The organism is Agarivorans sp. Alg241-V36 (assembly GCF_900537085.1).
Taxonomy (GTDB): Bacteria; Pseudomonadota; Gammaproteobacteria; order Enterobacterales; family Celerinatantimonadaceae; genus Agarivorans.
Genome location: NZ_UNRE01000005.1, coordinates 100,396 through 122,909, shown reverse-complemented (window position 1 = coordinate 122,909; position 22,514 = coordinate 100,396). Strand labels below are relative to the sequence as shown.

General features: G+C 45.8%; 21 protein-coding genes. 15 read left to right on the top strand and 6 right to left on the bottom strand.

The annotated features are described in order from the left end of the window. Positions 1–14: 14 nt before the first annotated feature. Entirely contained in the window at positions 15–653 is a 639-nt protein-coding gene (locus G6R11_RS12595) for a hypothetical protein (RefSeq protein WP_163133436.1), read from the top strand. A gap of 63 nt (positions 654–716) precedes the next feature. Here G6R11_RS12595 and G6R11_RS12590 read toward each other — a convergent pair whose 3' ends face one another. Next, a complete protein-coding gene (locus G6R11_RS12590) occupies positions 717–2,543 on the bottom strand; it encodes an ABC transporter ATP-binding protein (RefSeq protein ID WP_163133435.1) in 1,827 nt (608 codons plus the stop codon). Between the two features lie 233 nt (positions 2,544–2,776). Here G6R11_RS12590 and G6R11_RS12585 point away from each other — a divergent pair, with 233 nt between their 5' ends. Together G6R11_RS12585 and G6R11_RS12580 are read left to right on the top strand one after the other, a co-directional pair. Continuing rightward, complete coding sequence (locus tag G6R11_RS12585) at positions 2,777–3,670, top strand: LysR family transcriptional regulator (protein WP_163133434.1); 894 nt, start codon at positions 2,777–2,779, stop codon at positions 3,668–3,670. A gap of 291 nt (positions 3,671–3,961) precedes the next feature. Continuing rightward, positions 3,962–4,729, top strand: coding sequence for a hypothetical protein (locus G6R11_RS12580; RefSeq protein WP_163133433.1), 768 nt, complete (start codon positions 3,962–3,964; stop codon positions 4,727–4,729). 1 nt (position 4,730) lies between these two features. Here G6R11_RS12580 and G6R11_RS12575 read toward each other — a convergent pair whose 3' ends face one another. Continuing rightward, a complete protein-coding gene (locus G6R11_RS12575) occupies positions 4,731–5,624 on the bottom strand; it encodes a LysR family transcriptional regulator (protein ID WP_163133432.1) in 894 nt (297 codons plus the stop codon). Positions 5,625–5,777: 153 nt separating this feature from the next. On the opposite strand from G6R11_RS12575, the gene maoP reads away from it, so the two are divergent. The 8 genes from maoP (at position 5,778) to G6R11_RS12535 (ending at position 11,923) form a co-directional block, all read left to right on the top strand. Beyond that, the gene (gene maoP, locus G6R11_RS12570; RefSeq protein ID WP_163133431.1) at positions 5,778–6,134 is read left to right on the top strand and encodes a DUF413 domain-containing protein; all 357 of its coding nucleotides are present in this window, start codon (positions 5,778–5,780) and stop codon (positions 6,132–6,134) included. Positions 6,135–6,170: 36 nt separating this feature from the next. Further along, positions 6,171–7,076 (top strand): 30S ribosomal protein S6--L-glutamate ligase, encoded by a 906-nt coding sequence (gene rimK / locus G6R11_RS12565; protein WP_163133430.1) that lies wholly within the window; start codon positions 6,171–6,173, stop codon positions 7,074–7,076. A gap of 26 nt (positions 7,077–7,102) precedes the next feature. Beyond that, complete coding sequence (locus tag G6R11_RS12560; RefSeq protein ID WP_163133429.1) at positions 7,103–8,098, top strand: succinylglutamate desuccinylase/aspartoacylase family protein; 996 nt, start codon at positions 7,103–7,105, stop codon at positions 8,096–8,098. Positions 8,099–8,116: 18 nt separating this feature from the next. Further along, positions 8,117–8,671 carry a mechanosensitive ion channel domain-containing protein gene (locus G6R11_RS12555; protein ID WP_163133428.1) on the top strand — a complete coding sequence of 185 codons (555 nt, stop codon included), beginning with the start codon at positions 8,117–8,119 and terminating at the stop codon, positions 8,669–8,671. Continuing rightward, positions 8,664–9,089, top strand: a complete 426-nt coding sequence (locus tag G6R11_RS12550) for a RimK/LysX family protein (protein ID WP_163133427.1) — start codon at positions 8,664–8,666, stop codon at positions 9,087–9,089. The genes G6R11_RS12555 and G6R11_RS12550 overlap by 8 nt, the downstream gene beginning before the upstream one ends. Before the next feature lie 68 nt (positions 9,090–9,157). After that, a complete protein-coding gene (locus G6R11_RS12545) occupies positions 9,158–10,528 on the top strand; it encodes a magnesium transporter (RefSeq protein ID WP_163133426.1) in 1,371 nt (456 codons plus the stop codon). Positions 10,529–10,557: 29 nt separating this feature from the next. Continuing rightward, the gene (locus G6R11_RS12540; protein ID WP_163133425.1) at positions 10,558–11,529 is read left to right on the top strand and encodes a magnesium transporter CorA family protein; all 972 of its coding nucleotides are present in this window, start codon (positions 10,558–10,560) and stop codon (positions 11,527–11,529) included. Positions 11,530–11,641: 112 nt separating this feature from the next. Next, on the top strand, positions 11,642–11,923 hold the full coding sequence (locus tag G6R11_RS12535; RefSeq protein ID WP_163133424.1) for a hypothetical protein: 282 nt from the start codon (positions 11,642–11,644) through the stop codon (positions 11,921–11,923). A gap of 52 nt (positions 11,924–11,975) precedes the next feature. On the opposite strand, the gene G6R11_RS12530 is transcribed toward G6R11_RS12535, so the two are convergent. The 4 genes from G6R11_RS12530 to G6R11_RS12515 form a co-directional block, all read right to left on the bottom strand. Then, positions 11,976–12,920, bottom strand: coding sequence for a TerC/Alx family metal homeostasis membrane protein (locus tag G6R11_RS12530; protein ID WP_163133423.1), 945 nt, complete (start codon positions 12,918–12,920; stop codon positions 11,976–11,978). 339 nt (positions 12,921–13,259) lie between these two features. Beyond that, the gene (locus G6R11_RS12525; protein ID WP_163133422.1) at positions 13,260–13,571 is read right to left on the bottom strand and encodes a DUF1840 domain-containing protein; all 312 of its coding nucleotides are present in this window, start codon (positions 13,569–13,571) and stop codon (positions 13,260–13,262) included. Between the two features lie 10 nt (positions 13,572–13,581). Continuing rightward, complete coding sequence (locus tag G6R11_RS12520; protein WP_163133421.1) at positions 13,582–14,472, bottom strand: aspartoacylase; 891 nt, start codon at positions 14,470–14,472, stop codon at positions 13,582–13,584. Positions 14,473–14,598: 126 nt separating this feature from the next. Continuing rightward, a complete protein-coding gene (locus G6R11_RS12515; RefSeq protein ID WP_163133420.1) occupies positions 14,599–15,777 on the bottom strand; it encodes a DNA-binding transcriptional regulator in 1,179 nt (392 codons plus the stop codon). Between the two features lie 284 nt (positions 15,778–16,061). Here G6R11_RS12515 and xylB point away from each other — a divergent pair, with 284 nt between their 5' ends. From xylB to tkt, 4 genes are all read left to right on the top strand, one after another. Next, positions 16,062–17,513, top strand: a complete 1,452-nt coding sequence (gene xylB, locus G6R11_RS12510; protein WP_163133419.1) for a xylulokinase — start codon at positions 16,062–16,064, stop codon at positions 17,511–17,513. 135 nt (positions 17,514–17,648) lie between these two features. Continuing rightward, complete coding sequence (locus G6R11_RS12505) at positions 17,649–18,863, top strand: XylR family transcriptional regulator (protein WP_163133418.1); 1,215 nt, start codon at positions 17,649–17,651, stop codon at positions 18,861–18,863. A 469-nt stretch (positions 18,864–19,332) separates the two neighbouring features. Next, positions 19,333–20,292 (top strand): transaldolase, encoded by a 960-nt coding sequence (tal, locus tag G6R11_RS12500; RefSeq protein ID WP_163133417.1) that lies wholly within the window; start codon positions 19,333–19,335, stop codon positions 20,290–20,292. Between the two features lie 27 nt (positions 20,293–20,319). Beyond that, positions 20,320–22,323, top strand: coding sequence for a transketolase (gene tkt / locus G6R11_RS12495; protein WP_163133416.1), 2,004 nt, complete (start codon positions 20,320–20,322; stop codon positions 22,321–22,323). Positions 22,324–22,514 lie beyond the last annotated feature (191 nt).

Sequence of the window (22,514 nt, the reverse complement as noted above, 5' to 3'; positions counted from 1 at the left end):
CCTAAGGAAAACCAATGCGATCCCTGTTAACAGCCTGCTTGTTAATACTCGGCTTAAGTAGCCTTTCCCTCGCTCATGCCAGTGAGCCCTTAGCCGAGCCTGAGTCAGATTCACCGCAACTGAATATGCAATTACACGTAGAGGTAGTAGGCATAGATAAAGCCGCTGCTCAGGCGTCACAAGCTTTGCGAGACATTGCCGATAGCGTTAATCATCTGGCTAGCAATCCTGAACTCAGCCCCGAGCAGCAACAGCACTTTAAGCAAACCCTTAACGCTGTAGAACAATTAAGCCAACAACTGGATAGCAGCTTAAAGCAGCTGCCCGATACCGTAGCGCAAAGCACCAAACCCATTGTGAATTTAGCCGATAAGCTGTCTAGCGAAGTACAGTTTTGGGTGATGATCATCTTAGTCAGTTTGGTGATAATCATAATTGTGGCCTTGTTGGCCATTTACTTTAGTGTACTGGCACCCACTAGCCGTGCGGTACTTAGCGCCACCGGGCAGCTTAACCAACTGGCCTCTAGCTTAAAAACAACCGCAGAGCTGGTAGAGAAAACTTCCGCTCAAAATCAACATTTACTGGAGCGCTTAACGCCAGCACCGCAGCGATTTAGTCAACGCCAGCGCTCTAAAATCACTAATAAATAACTAGGCTCTGCAAAATAAAAAGCCAGCATCTCTGCTGGCTTTTTTAACACTAACTAGCAAGGATTATTCACCCAAGAAGCCACCAGTTTGATGCGCCCATAGCTGACTATAGATGCCCTCACCTTTGATTAATTCAGCATGAGTGCCCTGCTCAACAATGTCGCCTTGGTCCAATACAATTAAGCGGTCCATGGCGGCAATGGTGGATAAGCGGTGAGCAATAGCAATGACCGTTTTACCTTCCATTAATTGATTTAAACTGGTTTGAATTGCCGCTTCTACCTCAGAATCTAGGGCAGAGGTTGCTTCATCCAACACCAAAATAGGCGCATCTTTTAGCAATACTCGAGTAATCGCTATTCGCTGACGCTGACCACCAGAAAGCTTAACCCCGCGTTCGCCAACATGCGCGTCATAACCGGTTCGGCCATCTTGGTCGCTCAAGTTCAAAATAAACTCATGAGCTTTAGCTTGCTTGGCCGCAGCAATCATTTGCTCTTCGCTAGCATCGGGGCGGCCATACAAAATATTGTCGCGCACCGAGCGATGCAGCAAGGATGTATCTTGCGTTACCATGCCAATTTGCGCTCGCAGGCTATCTTGGGTCACTTGGCTAATGTCTTGATCATCAATCAAAATAGCGCCGCCCTCTACATCGTGAAAACGCAGCAATAAATTAACCAAAGTGGTTTTACCGGCACCAGAGCGCCCCACTAAACCAATCTTCTCACCGGCCTTTATTTGCAAATTCAACTTATCAATTACGCCGCTTTTTTCACCATAGTGGAAACGAATGTCGCGGTAGTGAATGCGACTCTCAGTTACTTTTATTGGCTTGGCATCCTTTTTATCGGTAATGGTTTGCTCAGTGGTTAAGGTAGTCATACCGTCTGCCACCGTACCGATATTTTCAAACAGCGCACCCACTTCCCACATAATCCATTGCGCCATACCGTTAAGACGCAGCACTAAAGCTATCGCTACGGCAATCGCCCCTACCGATACATCGCCCAAGGTCCATAGGTAAATAGACAGGGCAGAAATACCAAAAGTAAGCAGATAATTAGATAGCTGAACCGAGAAATTAAGCCCGGTAACCAAACGCATTTGCTGGTGCACCGTGACCAAAAAGGCATCCATACCTTCTTGGGCATAATCGGCTTCTCGTTGACTGTGAGAGAACAGTTTTACGGTGGCGATATTAGTGTAGCTATCGACAATTCGGCCACTCATTAGCGAGCGGGCATTGGCTTGCTCGGTAGAAATACGTTTTAAGCGAGGCACAAAGTAAAGCTGCACCCCAATATAGGCAGCCAACCACAGCAACATTGGCCAAATAAGTCGAATATCGGCCTGTGCCACCAATACCACCATGGCTGCAAAGTAGACCAATATATAAACCATCAAGTCGAGCAGCTTCATCACGGTTTCGCGCACCGCTAAAGAAGTTTGCATAACTTTAGTGGCAACTCGACCGGCAAAATCGTTGGCAAAAAACGACACGCTTTGGCGCAACAAATAGCGGTGAGCCGACCAACGGATCGCCATCGGAAAGTTGCCCAATAAGGCTTGATGAATCAACAAAGAATCCAGCAAAATCAGCAGCGGCATTACCACCAGTAGGGTGATGCCCATGAACCACAGGGTTGAGGCTTCTTCGCTAAAAAAAGTAGCGGGATCTTTATTCCCCAGCCAATCAACCAATTGGCCCATAAAACCAAATAAAGCCACTTCGCAAATCGCGATCAGTGCCGATACCACCGACATAAATAACAAAGGTTTACCCATGCCTGCACAATAGTGACGACAGAACTGGTATAAGCCTTTTGGTGGTTGGGTAGGCTCTTGTTTTGGAAATGGAACGGTGAGCCCTTCAAAAAAACTAAACATCTAGACATTCCTTGTAATAAATCTTGGTGTTACAACGAATTAACTCGCATTTGTACTGTAGCGTACTTTATCAAATATGCGCAGCTATGCTGACCAATAAACGACAAATCGTTACGCTGTCTGGCTTACACCAAATATTCATGCAGTGCAGGTCCGCACAAACCCAATAAAAAGCTAAGCACGACCTTAACTGTTGCATATAATGGAACAACCATCGAGCAGAGGAAGCGTCAATGAATTTAGAAGACATGGAGTTGTTTGTTAACTTGGCCAAACAAGGTAGCTTTACCAAAGCCGCTGACTTTACCGGTATTCCCAAGTCCACCATTAGTCGCCGTATCACCAACCTCGAAAAGCAGCTAGGAGTGCAACTACTAGCAAGAACTACCCGCAGCTTAAGTCTAACTGAAGTAGGCACTAACTACCTGCAAGGCTGTGAAGATCTGATCGATCAAGCCAAACAACTAGAGCAAAATACCCAGCAACAAAATGACCAACCCAGCGGCACCCTAAGTATTTTTATACCTAATACTTTATTGCGCGTTTTTTGGCCGGTAGTTACCGAGATGATCAACCAATATCCTGAACTTAAGTTTGAAGCCTATAGCAGCGAAGGCCGCCAAGAAGAGCAAACCAGCAATCGCTACGACATTATGTTTCACGTAGATGAACCGAAAGACTCATCATTGATCGCTCGGCGCATTGCAGAAGTAAAATACGATTATTACGCTAGCCCAACTTATATCGCTAAAAATGGCTTATTACAAAAGCCTAGCGATGTGCAAAATCATCACATTATCTTTAACTCGGCCTCACAAGCACCTTCTCACTCTTGGTGCTTTGAATATCAAGGCGAGCTAATTAGCCAGCCGATATCACCGTTTTTTAGCGTGCAAAATCCAGAGTTGGGTTTAGATTTATGCCTACAAGATAAAGGCATAGCTCTGGTGCCACACATGTTATCTAAAAAGCATTATCAACAAGGTCGCTTGGTTAAAGCTTATGCTCACCCACAGCAACTGAGCGGTAATATTTACGCCATTTATCACTCGCGTAAATTTTTGCCGGCAAAGGTATCGGTATTTATCGAGAAAATTCAGCAGTTTTGGGAAAAGAACAATAATTAACCTGAACTCGGAATAAACAAGTGACGATAACTCTGCAAACCGGTGCTTAATCTAGCTTCCTGTTTCTGGCGAGATAATTTTGCTTAGTTCAAGGCGAAGCTGCGCGCCTATTGCAAGTAGCTTCAACACCGAAATAAGTAGAAGTAGCCGTAAGAAACCCGTTTATTATCCCGAGCTCAGCTTAATTCGTCCATTATGTGAAACAATCGGTTTCAGTTTAGGGGATTTTTCCAAGCACTAAGCTTTCCTACAATGCTCACAACTTAAGCAGTCCATTGCAGGAAACACTCGATGAAAATTAAAGCTTCTCTTTACGCACTTATCTTCGCTGGCCTTATTTCAAGCTCAGCCCATGCCGCCACTGTAGAGCTAAAAGATGGCCGCTCAATCCAAGGCGCGATTATTTCGCAAAACGCTGAAGAGCTGGTCATAGACATGCACGGCATTGAGGTAAAACTGCCTACCGAGCAAGTCCAAAATATTAGTTTTGGTGATTCGCCCAACGATGACACAACCATTAGCAGCTATACCGAAACTAACCAAACAGAAGATGCTCTTACCAATACCACCAGCACAGAGAAAGCCGAACTACCTGCGGGTACTCAACTCACCGTGCGTATGAGTGAAAGTGTTAATACTCGACACCACGAAACAGGCCAACGTTTTACTGCAGTATTGGAAGCCGACCTAATGGCAGGAGACACGCTGGTAGCCCCACGTGGCAGCACCGTTTACGGTCAACTTAGCGAGGTGAAAAAAGCCGGTAGAGTGGCGGGCTCGGCAAGCATGAGCATTACCCTTACCAACATTCGTATTAACGACCAAATGCACGATATTCAAACCGATGTACTTAGCTCAAGCGGCAGCAATACTGCCGGAGACACCGTGGGTAAAACCGCACGCGCAGCCGCTATTGGTGGCTTGATTAACGGCAGCAGCGGAGCTAAAAACGGCGCTAAAGTTGGCGTAGGTGCTTCGGTCATCACTCAAGGTAATGATATCGAGCTGCCCAAAGACAGCTTAATCGACTTTACCTTAGCAGCGCCCATGAGCAGCTAAGCTACTCGGCGGGAGGCATTTCTCCTGCTTGCTGCAATACAAATGGACTGGTGGGCTCACTGTTATCTAGCAGTGTTTCCACCTGCTTAATTTGCTCAAGCGCGGCAGAGTCTTTGCGATAGCTTAAATACACCGGTCTTATCCAAGGCTCGGCGTCTTCTAGCAAATACAACTGTTGGCTATCGATAAACGGTGCCACCATCGACTCAGGTAAGTAACAAGCGCCACCTTTTTCTAAAATAAAATCTAAGGCAATACGGCCGGTAGAGGTGCGTAAGAACGGCGGTGGTGTATTGCAATGGCGCAGCGCGTGTTCAGAAGCAAAGCGGCTGCCCCAATCTACATAAACATAATCACTCTCTAAAGCTTGTTGTTGCAACTGCGCCTTAGTCGATACCAACAATAGCGATAACTGAGCCACTTGGCTGCTAGCCAGTTCATCAGATTTCAAGGCATCAAAGCCTACTCCAATGTCTAAGGTACGCTCCAGCAAGGCACGGTGCATTTGCTCACGCCCCATGGTTTCTGCGCTAAAGGCATAACCCGAGAAGACCTCGGTAATCACACTCAAGCCATGTTGCAAAAAGGCATCCCAGCTATTAGGTGTGCCCGCTAAAGCCAGCTGAATTGCCTGAGCTTTACTAAGCAATAATTCCGCTTTTGATTGCTCCAAGGTTCGCACCATATTTTCAGCATAAGCAATTAAGCGCTCACCCGAGCTTGTAAGTTTAATGGCGTTTCTATCGCGAATAAAAAGCTGCGTATCAAAGAAGCTTTCAAGCTGTTTAATGCGCGCACTAACCGCCGCCTGGGTGATATATAAATTCTCTGAAGCCCGACCAAAATGCTTTTCTTTGGCCACTTCTAAAAACGTGCGGAATACTTTTACATCCATTTATATTTACCTCTCCAGCTAAGCTGAGGTTAACAAACAAAATTTGTTCTTACGATAAAAACAATTCGTTTTCTTATTCGACCAATAATCACTACCTTGCAGCCAACTTACCCCGCTGCTTAAGCAGCGCAATTTCTGAGTTGGAGTGACCCAATGATCATTGATTTTCGCTTTGGCAACAAACGTTTTTACGACGATAAACGCTTTAAACACGGCTTTCGTAAATCGGGTGATTTCACCCTCTTAGAATCTGAGCTACTCAGCTTATATGGCGAAACCATGCGGGCACTCGACGCTGGCGAAATGATGCCAGAAGGCAACCAAGAGCAGCGCTTCTTATTAGTTTGCAGCCAACAACTTGAGCCAGAAACCAAACTAGAAAGAATATGGGTGAAGTACAAAACCTTGGCGCACTCAAGACGCCGTTTTCATACTTTGCATAGTCGCTGTAAATCAGTCACTGACAATTTTGAAAATGAAGATGAAACATTCGTCGTCGAAGATGACTAAAACAACCGAACAGAATTTAAACAATAGGAACTCAAGATGCGTGTAGCCATATTATCCCGAGGAGAAAACCTCTACTCCACTCGCCGCTTAAAAGAAGCAGGCGAAGCACTTGGCCACCAAGTAGACATTATCGACACCTTGCATTGCTACATGGACATAACCAGTAGCAAGCCCACGGTACGTTACCAAGGCGAAGTGCTGCCAAAGTATGATGCGGTAATCCCACGCATTGGCTCATCGATTACCTTTTATGGCACAGCGGTTGTGCGCCAATTTGAAATGATGGGCACCTTTTGTGTAAACGAGTCGGTAGCGATTAGCCGTTCTCGCGACAAATTGCGCTCGCTGCAACTGCTATCACGCAAAGGTATTGGTTTACCGCGTACCGGCTTTGCCAGTAAACCTGACAAAATTCAGGATTTGATCAAAAACGTTGGTGGAGCGCCACTGGTGATTAAGCTCTTAGAGGGCACTCAAGGCATTGGCGTGGTGTTGGCCGAAACCAATAAAGCTGCCGAAAGCGTGATTGAGGCTTTCATGGGTTTAAAAGCCAACATACTGGTGCAGGAATTTATTAAAGAAGCCGGTGGTGCCGATATTCGCTGTTTAGTTGTAGGTGGCAAAGTGGTAGCAGCCATGAAGCGCCAAGCTGCCGAAGGCGAGTTTCGCTCAAACCTGCACCGTGGCGGCGCGGCGCAATTAGTGCGTTTGACCAAAGAAGAACGCGCCACTGCGGTAAATGCCGCTAAAGCCATGGGCTTAAACCTATGTGGCGTAGACATTTTGCAATCAAACAATGGGCCAGTGGTGATGGAAGTTAACTCTTCACCGGGCTTAGAAGGAATAGAAACTGCCACCGGCAAAGACGTAGCCACCATGGTATTTGAGTTTATTGAGAAAAACGCCAAGCCTTTTGCCACCAAAACCCGTGGCAAAGGCTGAGTTAAGCTCTAGATAAGAGGCAAGAAATGATTATTGCTGGAATAGAAATAAAACCGGGAGAGCAAAAACAAATAGAGATCCCGGTGGCTAAGCTATATACCGACACCGAGATTTCAATTCCAGTGCATATTACTTGTGCCAAGCGAGCTGGCCCCACGGTGTTTATCAGTGCGGCAGTGCACGGCGACGAGTTAAACGGTATTGAGATTATTCGCCGTTTAACCCGTTCACCCAGTTTTAAGATCACCAAGGGCTGTTTAATTGCAGTGCCGATGGTAAACATTTATGGGGTACTAAACCAAAGCCGTTATATGCCGGATAGACGCGATTTAAATCGCTGTTTTCCTGGCTCAGAAAAAGGCTCTTTGGCTGGGCGTTTAGCACACATATTTTTGAACGAAATTGTCGCTCACTGTGATTACGGCATTGATTTACACACCGGCGCTATTCATCGCTCTAACCTGCCGCAGATTAGGGCAAATTTGAAAGACCCAGAAACCAAGCAACTGGCCGAAGCTTTTGGTGTACCGGTACTGCTTAATGCCGATTTACGCGATGGCTCGCTGCGTGAAGCTGCGGTGGACAACAATACCAAGATCTTGCTTTACGAAGCCGGTGAAGCGCTGCGCTTTGATGAACTTTCGATTCAAAGCGGCGTAAAAGGCATAGTAAAAGTGCTCTCGCATTTAGGCATGATTAAAAAGCGCCGCAGCAGTAAAAAAGCGTCGCCGTATGTGGCTTATAGTAGTTCTTGGCTGCGCGCCTCGGCCAGCGGCATTGTTAGCGAGTACGCGAAACTGGGCGATTTGGTGGAAGCGGGCGACATATTGGCCGAAATAAATAGCCCCTTTGGCGAGCTAATCAACAAAGTAACAGCTAAGCGCTCCGGCATTGTAATAGGCAAACAAAACATTCCCTTAGTACAAGAAGGTGATGCCATGTACCACTTAGCCTATTTTGGCGCCGAGCAAGATGAAGTGGCAGAGCAAATAGAAAACTGGCAAGAGTCAGTTAGTCCGTAAACAAAAGAAGATAAACCTATGACCATCAATACATTGTTATTTGTCGCGCTGGCCCTAATCGTTTTTTATTTAGGCCAAAACAAACTGAATAAATTAGTTCTTAGCTATGGCGAAGCGCGCAATATTGCTAAAGCCCGTATTCACTACGTAAGTTGGGTATTACGCAGCGCTTTGGTACTACTGCTAGTTATGGTGGTGAGTATCATCAGCGATCTGGGCTTTAATGATTTTGGGGTATTTTTCTCTTCGATATTTGCGGTGATTGGTGTCGCCTTGTTTGCTCAGTGGTCCATTTTGAGCAATGTAACGGCCAGTATTATTGTGTTTTTCTTCTTCCCATATCGAGTCGGCCATCAAGTTAAAATCTTAGATGGTGATAATTCGGTTGAAGGACGACTAGAAGAAATCACCTTATTTCATGTGATTTTAGTAGCAGATAATGGTTCAACGCTTACTTACCCTAATGCCATGGTCTTTCAAAAAGCAGTAGTAATTGGTGATCACTTACCAACTCGCGCAGCCGATCCAAAAATCAAAGAACCGCTTATCGAGGAGCAAACTAAACGTGACTAAATTTATAATAGGCAACTTAGAAACCTGTAATTTGCCCGACCTTGGTATTCAAGATTTACCGGTAAGGATAGATACTGGAGCAAAAACTTCGGCCTTACATGTTGATAACCTTGAACAAATAAAAGTGAATGGCAAGCCGCACATTACTTTTGATTTGCACCCAGACATCTATAACCTAGAGCAGGTTTGCCGCTGCAGTGCGCCTATTTACGATACCAGAAAGATCAAGTCATCCAATGGTGACGTTGAACAACGTTATGTTATCCAAACCCGTTTTCAGCTTGGCGAACATATTTGGCCAATTGAGATAACCTTAAGTAATCGCCAAGATATGACCTACTTAATGCTATTAGGCCGCCAAGGCATGGGTGATAAAGTTTTGGTCGATCCAGCGCAAAGCTTTCTGATGAACAGTTAAAAGCGGGTTTAACAAAGGCAAACAGGGACGTAAGCACTCAGTAATCAGCATCGACAAGGATCTTGCCAATGACCAGCGAAACCATAAAAAGCGCCAACCAACAAACCTTCGATGGTCACCACGACGCCGCACTAAGCCGAGTGCTGGATATTCTGGAACAAGAACGTCCAGCATCGGAGCTCAGCTTTGTAAGCCAATACGACAATCCAGTATTGGCTAACCTGCTCGAATCTCTACCCGACGATTACCGCCAACAAATTTGGCCGCAGTTAGCCAGCGAGCGCTACTGGGACATATTGCATCTAGTGCAATATGAAACCGTTAAACACCTATTCGAGCTGTTTGACGCATCCCAACTACAAAGCTTACAAGAGACAATTAGCGATACCGAAATTGTTGAGTTTGCCGATTTTCTCCCCGAGTCGATGGTGGAACTTTATCTTGAGCAACAAGATGAACTTAGCGCTTCACAACTGCAAGATGCCCTAAGTTATGAAGATGAACAAATCGGCCGCTATCTCGAAACGCACATTCTTCGGGCTCGACCTAACTCAACGGTAATGCGTATCAAACAACGCTTGAGCGCCCAAACGGAAAAGCATGTGGCAGTGTACCTGGTTGATGCCCAAGGGCAGTTTCAAGGCGCTTGCAGCATGACCGACATAGCAAACGCCGGCGACAATATTCGACTTAGTGAACTAAGCCAACACATCGAAGTATTTGACCACCAGCAAATGCTGGCTGATGTTTCTCTATCGCTAAACACTGTGCCTGGTCACGCTTGGCACCCAGTGCAAAAAGACGGCAAAATAATTGGCGGCATTGCCTTATCTAACATTGTGCAATGGTTACAAGAGCGCAGCTTAGATGTAGCCATTAGCGATGCGCCTTCGGATGAGGAAGACCTGTTTACCCCAGTTCCAACCGCAGCCAAAATGCGAGCAATTTGGCTTACCACCAATTTAGCCACCGCTTTTTTAGCCTCTTGGGTGATAGGTTTATTTGAAGGCGCACTACAACAATTGGTTGCTTTAGCTATTTTGATGCCAGTGGTTGCAAGCATGGGTGGCATTGCAGGCAGCCAAACCTTAGCGGTGGCTTTACGCGGTATAGCCCTTAACCACTTACAACAAAGTAACCTTAAGTTATTGTTAAACAAAGAACTTAAAATTGCAGCTTTCAACGGTTTAATGCTTGGTTTGGTTATCGCGCTAGTGGTGAGTTTATGGTTTAAATCTGCTGCTTTAGGCGCAGTGATTTTTGTGGCGATTTTAGTCAATAGCCTAGCTGCAGCGGCTTCTGCCACCATGATCCCCTTTATCTTAAAGAAAATGAAAATAGACCCCGCTGTTGCGGGTTCAGTGATTCTCACCACCGTTACCGATATCGTGGGTTTTGTCGCCTTTTTAGGTTTGGCTTCACTGCTACTATTGAGCTAAACAGCAAAAATACATAACAAGGGCTTAAAATGATTAGAACTTGGTTAAGCAAGGACAATCCCTCAGTAAACCACAGCCACGAGCAAGCTGTTGCCCATTGGTTTGAACAAGCCGAAGGGAGTATTTGGATAGATATTGATTTACGTAGCTTTAGCCAAGCGAAAACGGAGCAACTACTTAAGCGATTTGGCTGTCATCCACTTGCCATTATCGATACCTTCCGCCCACGTCATCCGCCTAAAATAGAGTTGTTCGACGAGCAAGTATTTATGCTTTATCGAGGCATTGAAAACTGTCTCGGCGAGCTAAAGTTTGACCACATGCAATTAGCCATGTTTGTAGGTAAAAACTACCTTATCACCTTGCACAATGGCCCTTCGCAAGGCATCGAGAACTTACTTCAGCAGCACTTCCATAAGTATCTGCAACAGCCATTAAGTTTGGCCAGTCGAATAATGCATAGCGCCTCAAACCTATATCTAAATCAACTACTAGAGTTTGAAGACCAACTTAGCGAGCTAGAGGAGCAGTTAAGCAGCCACGGAGACGACCAATTGCTTGGCACAATTACCCGCTATAAAACCGACATTCTTCGGCTTAATCGAATTTTTAATTACCACTTAAGCTTAAGTAAGAAACTGTTGCAGCTAGAACAAGAGCAAAACATCGCAGAGATAGGCATCGACCAACCGGTGTTGCAAGATTTGCACGAACGTTTCGAGCGTTTATATAGTTTAAGCAGCATGTACTACGAGATTTGCGGGGACTTAGTCAACGGTTACCTGTCGATAAGCTCCCACAAGCTAAACAACACCATGCGAGTGCTCACTTTGATTACCGCCATTTTTGTTCCCTTGAGTTTTTTAGCTGGCATTTACGGGATGAACTTTGAAGTCATGCCTGAGCTAAACCACCCTAATGGCTATTTCATTTTGTTAAGTTGCATGCTGTTAATAGCTGTTTCATTGATTAGCATATTCAAATGGAAGCGCTGGTTTTAGGCAGACTCAGAAGCAGTTAATTTGATTCTCACCAATACTGACAATTAAATCATTAACTTCTGACCTTAGATGTAAGATAATAGAGAGATTATTAAGCCCCTGAGAGATCGAAATGGATTTGATCGCACTATTAGCAGCACTAACCATTATTGCCACCTTTATTTTGATTATTTGTTTGAGCAATAAGTTAAACAGAAAATGGCTTCGCTACACTCTTAGAACTATTGCAGCGCCGATAGCTTTAATGACCATTGTCTTTTACTCGCTTACATTAGACATCTCCCCTCAATCTTCAGAAACAGCGGGAAAGTATTTGTTCTATTTGAGTTTAGTCTTGGCAGCTTGCTACCTATTGATCCGTAATTATAGAAAATCCAAGAAGATTAATGCTTAAGTTAGCTGACTAAGAGCAAATAAAGAAACCGCAATGCTGCGGTTTTTTTTATTTAGTTGAGCGAAGTATTAAGCCGCTTATTACGCTGAACCGAGGCTAAAACGGCACTTATCATCACCAGCAAAACTACCGCTAGAGACACTGCTGTTGGGATCGCCCAAGCGCTACCAACCAAGGCCATCTTCACGCCAATAAACATCATGATTACAGCCAATGCCGGGCGTAAATATACAAACTTGTCGATCATGCCTTGCAACACAAAGAACAAAGAGCGCAAGCCCAGCAAAGCAAAAACATTAGCTGCTAACACCAAAAAGGGCTCTTGAGTTACCGCAAAAATAGCCGGTATAGAATCAAGCGCGAACAATAAGTCCATCATCGCTATGGCACAAATTACGCTAGCCATTGGGGTAAACCACCACTGCTTATCCAACTTAACCCAAAGCGCATGCGCATAATATTGCTCAGTTATCGGCAATACTTTTGCCAGAAGTTGGCTGCTGCTAGCTTGGTTGTTAGGGTGCTTTTCTGGCAAGGCTAGCTTTACGCCTGTCCACACTAAAAAAGCGGCAAATACATATAACACCCAGTGAAAACTTTCTAACAATTGACCACCCACGGCAATCATTACGCTGCGCAGCAGCAAAGCGCCAAGCACTCCCCATAACAATGCTCGCGGGCGAAGCTCAGCAGGGACCTTAAACTGGGCAAAAATAACCGTAAATACAAACAAGTTATCTACACTTAGGGACTTTTCTAATAGGTAACCGGTAGTAAAAGCCACCGCGGCCTGCTGCGGTGAATAGTGGCTATGGGGAGCATACCATTGCCAACACCACACAATAGACAGGGCAAACAGCAATGCTAAAGCGAACCAGAACACACTCCATACAGCGGCTTTTTTGATGCTTATATTGCCATTTCTCGTTTGCCAAACATCAATGAGAACTAAGGCTAGAGTGCCAAGTGCGAATATAAAATAAGTAATCGAGTTCATTGCTGATCCTCTGGGGTAAAGGATCTAGTCTTCTTTATGGGATAGCGCCTAGACCTTCACAAACAAATACATTTAACCTTTAGGCTAAACACCTTTGTGTTGGTCTCGTCGAGATACCTCGCGGTACCTTTGCATGCCGGATAGGTTGGGACACCTAACGGGATGACGACATGCAAATTTTCATCAACTACTCCCCAAGACGGCGCGATAATACGCCCAAAATATAAGTCGCGCCAGTTTTATTTTGGCTAAAAATAAGGCGCAAACTTAGCACTTATTTTTCATTGGATTAGCGGAAAATATAGCGGCTCATTTTCGCTTATCTACGAGCCGCTATACTTAACTATCCCACATCACATCACACTGCTTTTTAGCCGCTGAACTGAGTAGTTCAATTAAAGGCTGAGCACGAGTGCTTAAGCTAATAGCAGGCTCCAAGTCAGCTTCGTCATCAGCTTGAGTTTGTTCTGCTTGGGCTTTAGCGGCTAACTCAAGAGCCGCCTTTAATTGCGCTAATGCCTCGGGTACATCTTCGGCTCGAATCGCCCCAGGAACACTGCCGCTATGGCCCATCATCTTTAATAGTTCGACACCAATATCGCCAAACATGGTGATATTGGCATAAGCCTTACAGTTGAATGTAATTAACATGCTGCCTTACCTATTCCACTTCTAAAGTGATTTTGTCCATTAAAGACATGGCTAAGTCGTTATCGTAATAAGCCGCTTCGTTAATAAACGCCGGGTATACGGTTTTATCGCCTTGATAACAAATATCTTCGCCCATAAAGGTTCTAAAGATAGGGTCACCAGGCTTAATTGGCTGGTAGTCATGGTCTTGCACATTGCTGTGCACCATGGCTAGTCGTTCACCTTTTTCATTAAGCGGCAGTTTAATGCTATCAAGATACAAAAAGGCTTCTACCTGTTTGGGTAGCTCGGGTAAATCTTGTTGATTGTGCAGCTCTAGAAAATCTAGGATATGCCCGGTCATTTGTTCCATTTGCTCTAATACGTCTTGGCGCAAAACCGATTGCGGTTGAGGGCCCACTTCGATTAATACACCGTACTTGCCACAACTGGCGAGGAAGCGATGATTGCTCATATCCTCTTCCGGTTCATCGAGAAATACCACGGCTTCTGGCATCCGCATGCTTACGTAAGCAGCCAGTTGCTTATAGAAAGGCGTTTGTTCTAACAAGATAAGGGTTGGTCCCATGTTAGAGGTGGTATTGTGCAGGTCGATAACTAGATCCATGTTCGGTTTCGATTTAGGACCCAATTGCTGATGCAAGGCTTTGGCGCGCGATTGCTCATAATTCGCCAAATCAAAATCAGCTAAATTGCTGGCACTGAACTGGCGATTTAAGTCGGCATCAATGTAGCGTTTGTTTTCACCGTGCGCTTTGGGGTTAGCTATTACGGTGGTTACTTCTAGGCTAGAACGGGCAATTAACTGAGGATGCTGTTGCCATTTATTAATTAAATAAACGCCACTAAATTCGTTTCCGTGAGTACCGCCAACAATGGCAACCTTATTTATCTCTGACAAGTGCAACTCTCCTTTTAAACGGCTCAACAATCAGCCTTGAGCTTAAAAGGAAACGCGCTTTGACTCAAGCCAAAGCGCGTTATAGTAAAGTGTCTAAAAGCTAGCCCAGCAACTAGGTGCTGCTGACTACTCTTCTTGTTCTTGCTTACTAATTCGGTAAGCCTTGGGGGTAAGCTCCAAATCTTTCTTAAATACCGCATACATGTATTGCAGCGATGGATAACCACATAGCTCGGCGATATCTGAGGTAGAAAGCTCGGTATTACGCAGTAAGCTCATGGCCTGTTCTAACTTAGCGCAGTGGATCTCTTGGTGAACCGAGTGACCAATGTCATCTTTAAAACGCTTTTCTAAGTTTGAACGCGAAACTTTTACATAATCCAACACTTGCTCAACCTTAATGCCTTTACAGGCGTTATGGCGAATAAAGTGCATGGCTTGAATCACGTAAGGGTCTTTTAGCGCTTTGTAATCGGTAGATTGGCGCTCAATCACTTGCTCTGGGCCAACTAGCTCACGCACTTTGCGCAGCTCTTGCCCCTGTAATTGGCGGTGCAATAATTTGGCCGCTTGGAAGCCCATTTTGCGGCAACCTTGGGCTACCGAACTTAAGGATACTCGGCTTAAGTGGCGGGTTAAATCTTCATCATCAATACCAATAATTGATACCTTGTCTGGCACGATGATTCCAAGGTGATCACACACTTGCAGCAAATGGCGGGCTCGCGCATCCGACACTGCAACAATACCTACCGGCTTAGGCATAGATTGAATCCAATCCGCTAAACGGTTCATTGCGTACTGCCAAGATTCTGGGGTAGTTTCCATGCCGCGATAAACCGCGCACTCATAACCATCACCAGCCACCAGTTGCTGGAAAATTGCCTCTCGTTCCATTGCCCAGCGGTTGCCCTCATTAGGTGGCATGCCGTAGTAAGCAAAGTATTCCAAGCCCTTGGCTTTTAGGTGCTCATAAGCCGAATTAACCAAGGCGCGGTTATCGGTAGCCACATAAGGAAAATCCGGATACTGCTCGGGATTTTCGTAAGAGCTACCCACGGCCACTACTGGTACTCGCAGGCCAGTTAAGGCTTTCTCTATTTCTGGGTCGTCGAAGTCGGCAATAATACCGTCGCCTACCCAATGTTGTAGTTTGCTGATCCGACAGCGAAAATCTTCCTCTAGAAATATATCCCAATCACATTGCGAAGCCTGTAGGTAATCGCCAATACCTTTAATGATCTGGCGGTCATAAACCTTATTTGCATTAAATAACAATGTAATTTTGAAACGCTTATCAAACATGTGGGGCTCCTAAAAGCACGGTGCCAATCAAGATTTAATTTAATATCTAAAAAAAAGGGGCCGAACGCCACTGTGAAAAATCGTAATGTGATTATGATCATGCACATTTCAGACGAAACTGTGAACTCAGGCACGCCATGGAAAAACGCTATTCCTCTGGTAATTTTCGTAATTGAGCCAAGTTTCCAATCCACGGCAGGATGAAGCCATATTCAAAACACTTTTGCTGCCGCTTAATTACAGTGTAGTTTCGCCGAGCAGCTCGCGTCCAATAAGGAACTTCTATGTATATCGGTATTGATTTAGGCACTTCTGGAGTAAAAGTTGTGCTGCAGGCTGAAAACGGTGACATTGTAAGCCAAGCCACCGAAAGCTTAACAGTATCTCGCCCTGCACCGCTGTGGTCAGAGCAAGCGCCTCAAGATTGGTGGCAAGCCACTCAAGATGCACTTAGCGCATTAAGCAAACAGCACTCGCTAGCAGAAGTTAAAGCAATTGGCCTAAGTGGCCAAATGCATGGCGCTACCTTACTGGACGCCCAAGGCGAAATTTTACGCCCAGCCATTTTATGGAACGACGGCCGCAGCGCGGCTCAGTGTGAAGAAATTGAACGCTCCGTGCCAAACTCGCGTGAGGTGGTAGGTAACCTGATGATGCCAGGATTTACCGCACCAAAATTACTTTGGGTTAAGCAGCATGAGCCTGAGATTTTTGCCAAGGTAGACAAAGTACTGCTACCTAAAGATTACTTGCGTTACTTACTCTCGGGCAACTTCGCCTCAGACATGTCAGATTCAGCCGGCACCATGTGGCTAGACGTAGCCAAACGCGATTGGAGTGATGAAATCCTCGCGGCAACGGGCTTAACGCGTGACCACATGCCAGCACTGTTTGAAGGCAGTGAAGTAACTGGAAACCTTAAAGCGGAACTGGCCGAGCGCTGGGGCATGCCAGCGGTACCTTTAGTAGCCGGTGGTGGCGATAACGCCGCAGGCGCGGTAGGTGTAGGTATAACTAAACCAGGCCAAGCCATGTTGTCTTTAGGCACCTCGGGAGTTTATTTTGCGGTAAGCGACGGCTACCTAAGCAACCCAGAATCGGCCTTGCATAGCTTCTGTCACGCCTTGCCTGGTGCTTGGCATCAAATGTCAGTAATTCTTAGCGCAGCGTCATGTTTAGACTGGGTAGTTAACTTAACCGGTCAAGCCGATGTACCAAGCATGTTAGCCGCAGTAGAAGCCGCACCAGAAAGTGACAACCCTGTGTACTTTTTGCCTTACTTATCGGGCGAGCGCACGCCGCACAATAATCCAGAAGCCAAGGGCGTATTCTTCGGCATGACCCACTCTACTGGCCCCTTAGATTTATGCCGCGCAGTATTGGAAGGTGTGGCTTATGCCTTTGCCGACGGTTTAGACGCCCTGCATGCAACTGGCTTAAAACCAGAAGAAATCACCTTAATTGGTGGCGGCGCACGCAGCCAGTTTTGGCGCCAAATGCTGGCCGATGTCTTTGGCCAAGCAGTGAGCTACCGACTAGGCGGCGAAGTAGGCCCAGCACTTGGTGCAGCACGTTTAGCCCAACTTGGAGTGACAGAAAATCCAGACTTAGCGGCCATTTGCCCAGTACCTGAGTTGGTAGAAGTTCACCAAGTAAATGCCGAGCGCCATGCTGTTTATGCTAAACACCGCGAAACTTACCAAGCACTTTATCCAAAACTAGCACCACTTTTTTAAAGCATTAAACCCAGCAAACAGCCATAGCCTTGCTATGGCTGTTCTGCCAGCAGAGTGAACACATCTGATAAATCAGCATTTATCATATGTGCTCACCCCAGCCCATTGAACGTAGTAATACGGAAGACAAATACTATGGCAAAGAACTATCGCGTAGCGCTACTTTTGAACGCTAACATGGCTTACGACCGGGGCATTATTACCGGCATATCTTCATTTGTGAAAAACGGCGCGCCCTGGAGTTTGTTCATTGGAGAACAAAACCTATTCTCGGTGGACGATTTTAACAAATGGCAGGGTGATGGCGTAATTGCCGACTTCGATCATCCTGAAATTCGCGATGCCATTAAATCTCGTAACATTCCAGTGGTGGGGATTGCCAGTAGCGAAACCGTAGCCAATACCATGCATGACTACCCAGTGGTGATGTCTGACAACAAACAGATCATCAACATGGCCGCGCGCTTTTTAAAAATGCGCCGTTATACCCACTTAGCATTTTGTGGTTACCCCAACCGCCCCTTTAATGACTGGTCGGCCAGCCGTGAGCAATTACTGCGCGACTGGTGTGAACGAAATCAATGCGCCTATAGCCAATTTAGCGCTAAAGACAACATTGATACTTGGGACAGCGACTTACAGTGTTTAGTTGATTGGCTTAGCCGTTTACCTAAGCCTGTTGGCATTATTGCCGCTAACGATGTACGCGCTCGCCAACTGAGTTACGCCTGCCAGCAGGCTAAAATAAACATCCCCGAAGAAGTCTCAATCATGGGGATTGACGATGACGAACTAAACTGCACCTTAAGTTTGCCAACCTTAACCTCGGTGCGCCAAGGCACTCGCGCCATGGGCTATTTAACTGCCTCACTACTGCAACCCTTAATGGATGGGAAAAGCTTGGTTAAACGCCATCACTTTGTGCAACCAGAACGGGTGATTGGCCGAGATTCAACCGACTTCTTCCACTTTAAAGACAACTTAGTACGCGGCGCATTAAGCCTTATTCGAATTAACCAAGGCAATATTAAGGTTAAGCAAATTTTGGCTGAACTAGGCTGCTCACGTGGCGCTATCGACAATAAATTTCATGAAGAATTAGGCATGTCCTTACATGCTTACTTGCTCGATACTCAACTTAATTTGGCACTAGAGCTACTAGTAGATACCGAGCAAACCTTAAGTGAAATAGCCAAAGTAGTGGGTTTTAGTAGCCCGCAGTATTTGTCTTGTGCGATTAAGAAACGCTGGAATATGACACCGGGTATGTTGCGCGAACAAAAGGGTGTAACAAACCGAGAGCTAGCTCCACTTATTGAAGAGCCTGAAGAGTTAATTGAACAAGCCTAGTTTCATCAAGCTGGCATATTTTTTTGCGAACATAGGCGAGCAAGCTCAGTGATTGCTTGCCTTGTTGAGTTATTACGCTATGCCAGTGCACAACAAATAGTTGCAGGTTTAGCAGAAATTAAACCCAACAAATCCGGTGAAGATCAAAAAAACATCATCACTGTTATTAAAACTCTGCGGTGGTGATGCGTTTCTTTTTTCAACAAATCAGCGCACCATGCAAGGGAGTGTGACAGCAACATGAAGCTTGCGCGGCCCAGTTCAACAAAATGCTTAATAAAGCGTGATCTGGATCAGGGCTGCGAAAATTCAACATTAGCGCTAAAAAAAGCGTAATTGCGCTTAACTGCCAGTCTGGCACTTTAATACGGACATGAAGCTTAGCTTTGGTCAATGACCTTCAACCAATAATGAAGGCTCGCCAAACAAGCCGCACATTTAGTTTTCATTACAAGGGTCTATACATCTTATGAGTTCTCTACTTACACAGCTAAAACAATACACCACGGTTGTTGCCGATACTGGCGACTTAGACACGATGCGCAAATTCTCTCCAGAAGATGCCACCACTAACCCATCGTTAATTGTTAAGGCTTTAGCATTACCGGAGTACTCAAGCCTACTTAAAGACGTAGCCGACTGGGCCAAAACGCAATCAAGCGACCAAGCCGAACAAATTGAAATGGCCGCCGACAAACTGGTAGTAACTATTGGTTGTAAAGTACTTGAGTTAGTACCTGGCCGCATTTCTACTGAAGTAGACGCACGTTTGTCATTTGATACCGAAGGCAGCATTGCTAAGGCTCGTCGCTTAATCGAGCTATACGAAGCCGCTGGCATTAACAAAGAACGGGTTCTAATTAAGTTAGCTTCAACTTGGCAAGGTATTCGCGCCGCCGAGCAGCTAGAGAAAGAAGGCATTAACTGTAACCTAACTCTGTTGTTCTCGTTTGCCCAAGCACGCGCCTGTGCCGAAGCGGGTGTTTTCCTTATCTCGCCATTTGTTGGCCGTATTTTAGACTGGTACAAAGCTAAAGATGCCAACGCAGACTTTGCCGGTGCTAAAGACCCAGGTGTTATTTCGGTATCTGAAATCTACAGCTACTACAAAGACCATGGCTACAACACCGTAGTAATGGGCGCAAGCTTCCGTAACATCGGCGAGATTGTTGAGCTAGCCGGTTGTGATCGCCTAACTATTGGCCCAGCTTTACTTGAAGAATTAGACCAAACCGAAGCCGAACTTGAAGTTCGCTTACAAGATAAAGGCGCTAGCCAAAACCGCCCAGCTCCAATGACCGAAGCCGAGTTCTACTGGGCGCATAACGAAGATGCCATGGCCACAGAAAAACTTGCCGAAGGTATTCGCGCCTTTGCGGTTGACCAAGTGAAGCTAGACAAAATGCTAATTGAAGCGCTGCAAGCTTAAAATTTAATAATTATTAGGAAATAGAAGATGACTCACCCTCGTCAACAATACGCAAATGCTATTCGTGCGCTAAGCATGGACGGTGTACAACAAGCTAAGTCGGGCCACCCTGGCGCACCAATGGGCATGGCAGACATTGCAGAAGTGCTATGGCGCGACCATTTAGCGCATAACCCTAGCAACCCAAGCTGGAGCAACCGCGACCGCTTTATTTTGTCTAACGGCCATGGCTCTATGTTGTTGTACTCGCTGCTTCACCTAAGTGGCTACGCATTGCCAATTGAAGAGCTTAAAAACTTCCGTCAGCTGCACTCTAAAACGCCGGGCCACCCAGAATATGGTTACGCTCCTGGTGTAGAAACCACTACCGGCCCACTAGGCCAAGGTATTGCCAACGCAGTAGGTATGGCACTAGCCGAGAAAATGCTAGCGGCACAGTTCAACCGTGACGGTCACGATATTGTTGACCACTTCACTTACGCCTTTATGGGCGACGGTTGTTTAATGGAAGGTATTTCTCACGAAGTATGTTCATTAGCCGGCACGCTAGGTTTAGGCAAGCTAATTGCGTTTTGGGATGACAATGGCATCTCAATTGACGGCCACGTTGAAGGCTGGTTTAGCGACGATACACCAGCGCGCTTTGAAGCCTACGGATGGAACGTTGTACGTGATGTTGATGGTCACGATCCTGAGCAAATTAACGCAGCAATTGAAGCCGCTAAAGCCGACATCACTAAACCTACGCTTATTTGTACTAAAACCATTATTGGTTTTGGTTCACCAAACAAGTCTGGCTCGCATGATTGTCACGGCGCGCCATTAGGTGATGAAGAAATTAAAGCAGCTCGCGAATTCTTAAACTGGCCACATGCCGCTTTTGAGATTCCTGCAGATGTTTACCAAGCCTGGGATAACAAAGCCAAAGGCAGTGAGCAAGAAAGCGCTTGGAACGACAAGTTTGCCGCTTACAAAAAAGCTTACCCAGAGCTAGCCGCTGAATACGCTCGTCGCGTAGAAGGTGAACTTCCAGAAAACTGGAAAGCTGAAACTCAAGCGCTATTACAACGCCTGCAAAATGAACCAGCAAACATTGCTAGCCGCATGGCATCTAAAAACACCCTAGACGTAATTGGTAAAATTTTACCTGAATTACTGGGTGGTTCTGCTGACTTAGCGCCATCAAACCTAACCTTCCACGCTAGCTCTAAATCAGTTAGCGCCGAAGATGCTTCAGGTAACTACTTACACTACGGTGTGCGCGAATTTGGTATGTCGGCGATGCAAAATGGTATTGCCCTGCATGGCGGTTTTGTACCTTATTCAGCCACCTTCTTAATGTTTATGGAATACGCCCGCAACGCGGTACGTATGGCCGCATTAATGAAGCAACGCTCAATCTTTGTTTACACTCACGATTCAATTGGCTTAGGCGAAGACGGTCCGACTCACCAACCGGTAGAGCAGGTAGCCAGCTTACGTTTAACCCCAAATATGGAAACTTGGCGCCCATGTGACCAAGTGGAGTCAGCAGCAGCTTGGATTAACGCCGTAGAACGCAACGATGGTCCAAGTTCGTTAATTTTCTCTCGCCAAAACCTTGCCCAGCAAAAACGTAGCGGTGAGCAACTTGAGTTAATTAACCGCGGCGCTTACGTACTTAAAGACTGTACCGGCACGCCAGAACTTATTCTTATAGCCACTGGCTCTGAAGTTGAGCTAGCCGTTGAAGCCGCAGCTAAGTTAAGTGAGCAAGGCAAGCAAGTGCGCGTTGTATCCATGCCTTGTACCGAACGTTTCGACAAACAAGATGCTACTTATCGTGAAGCTGTGCTGCCAAAAGCGGTACGTGCTCGCGTAGCAGTTGAAGCACTACAAGCAGACTTCTGGGGCAAGTATGTTGGCCTAGACGGCGTAACAGTAGGTATGACTAGCTTTGGTGAGTCGGCACCTGCCGGTGAACTGTTCAAGCTATTTGGCTTTACTGTAGATAACGTAGTCGACCAAAGCTTAAGCTTGCTCAGTAGCTAAGACTTTTACCTATAGAGCTAAAGGCGCTGATAATTCAGCGCCTTTTTTTCACCTTTTAGTGACAAGAATTGACAAGTAAAGCCGAAAAAGTAAGACTCAACTCACCAAATAGAGGTATTTTCTCTAGCTAAGCGTCTGATCTTAAACAGCTGCCTATACTTAAGGTTAACGCTAACAAAGATTAAAAAGGA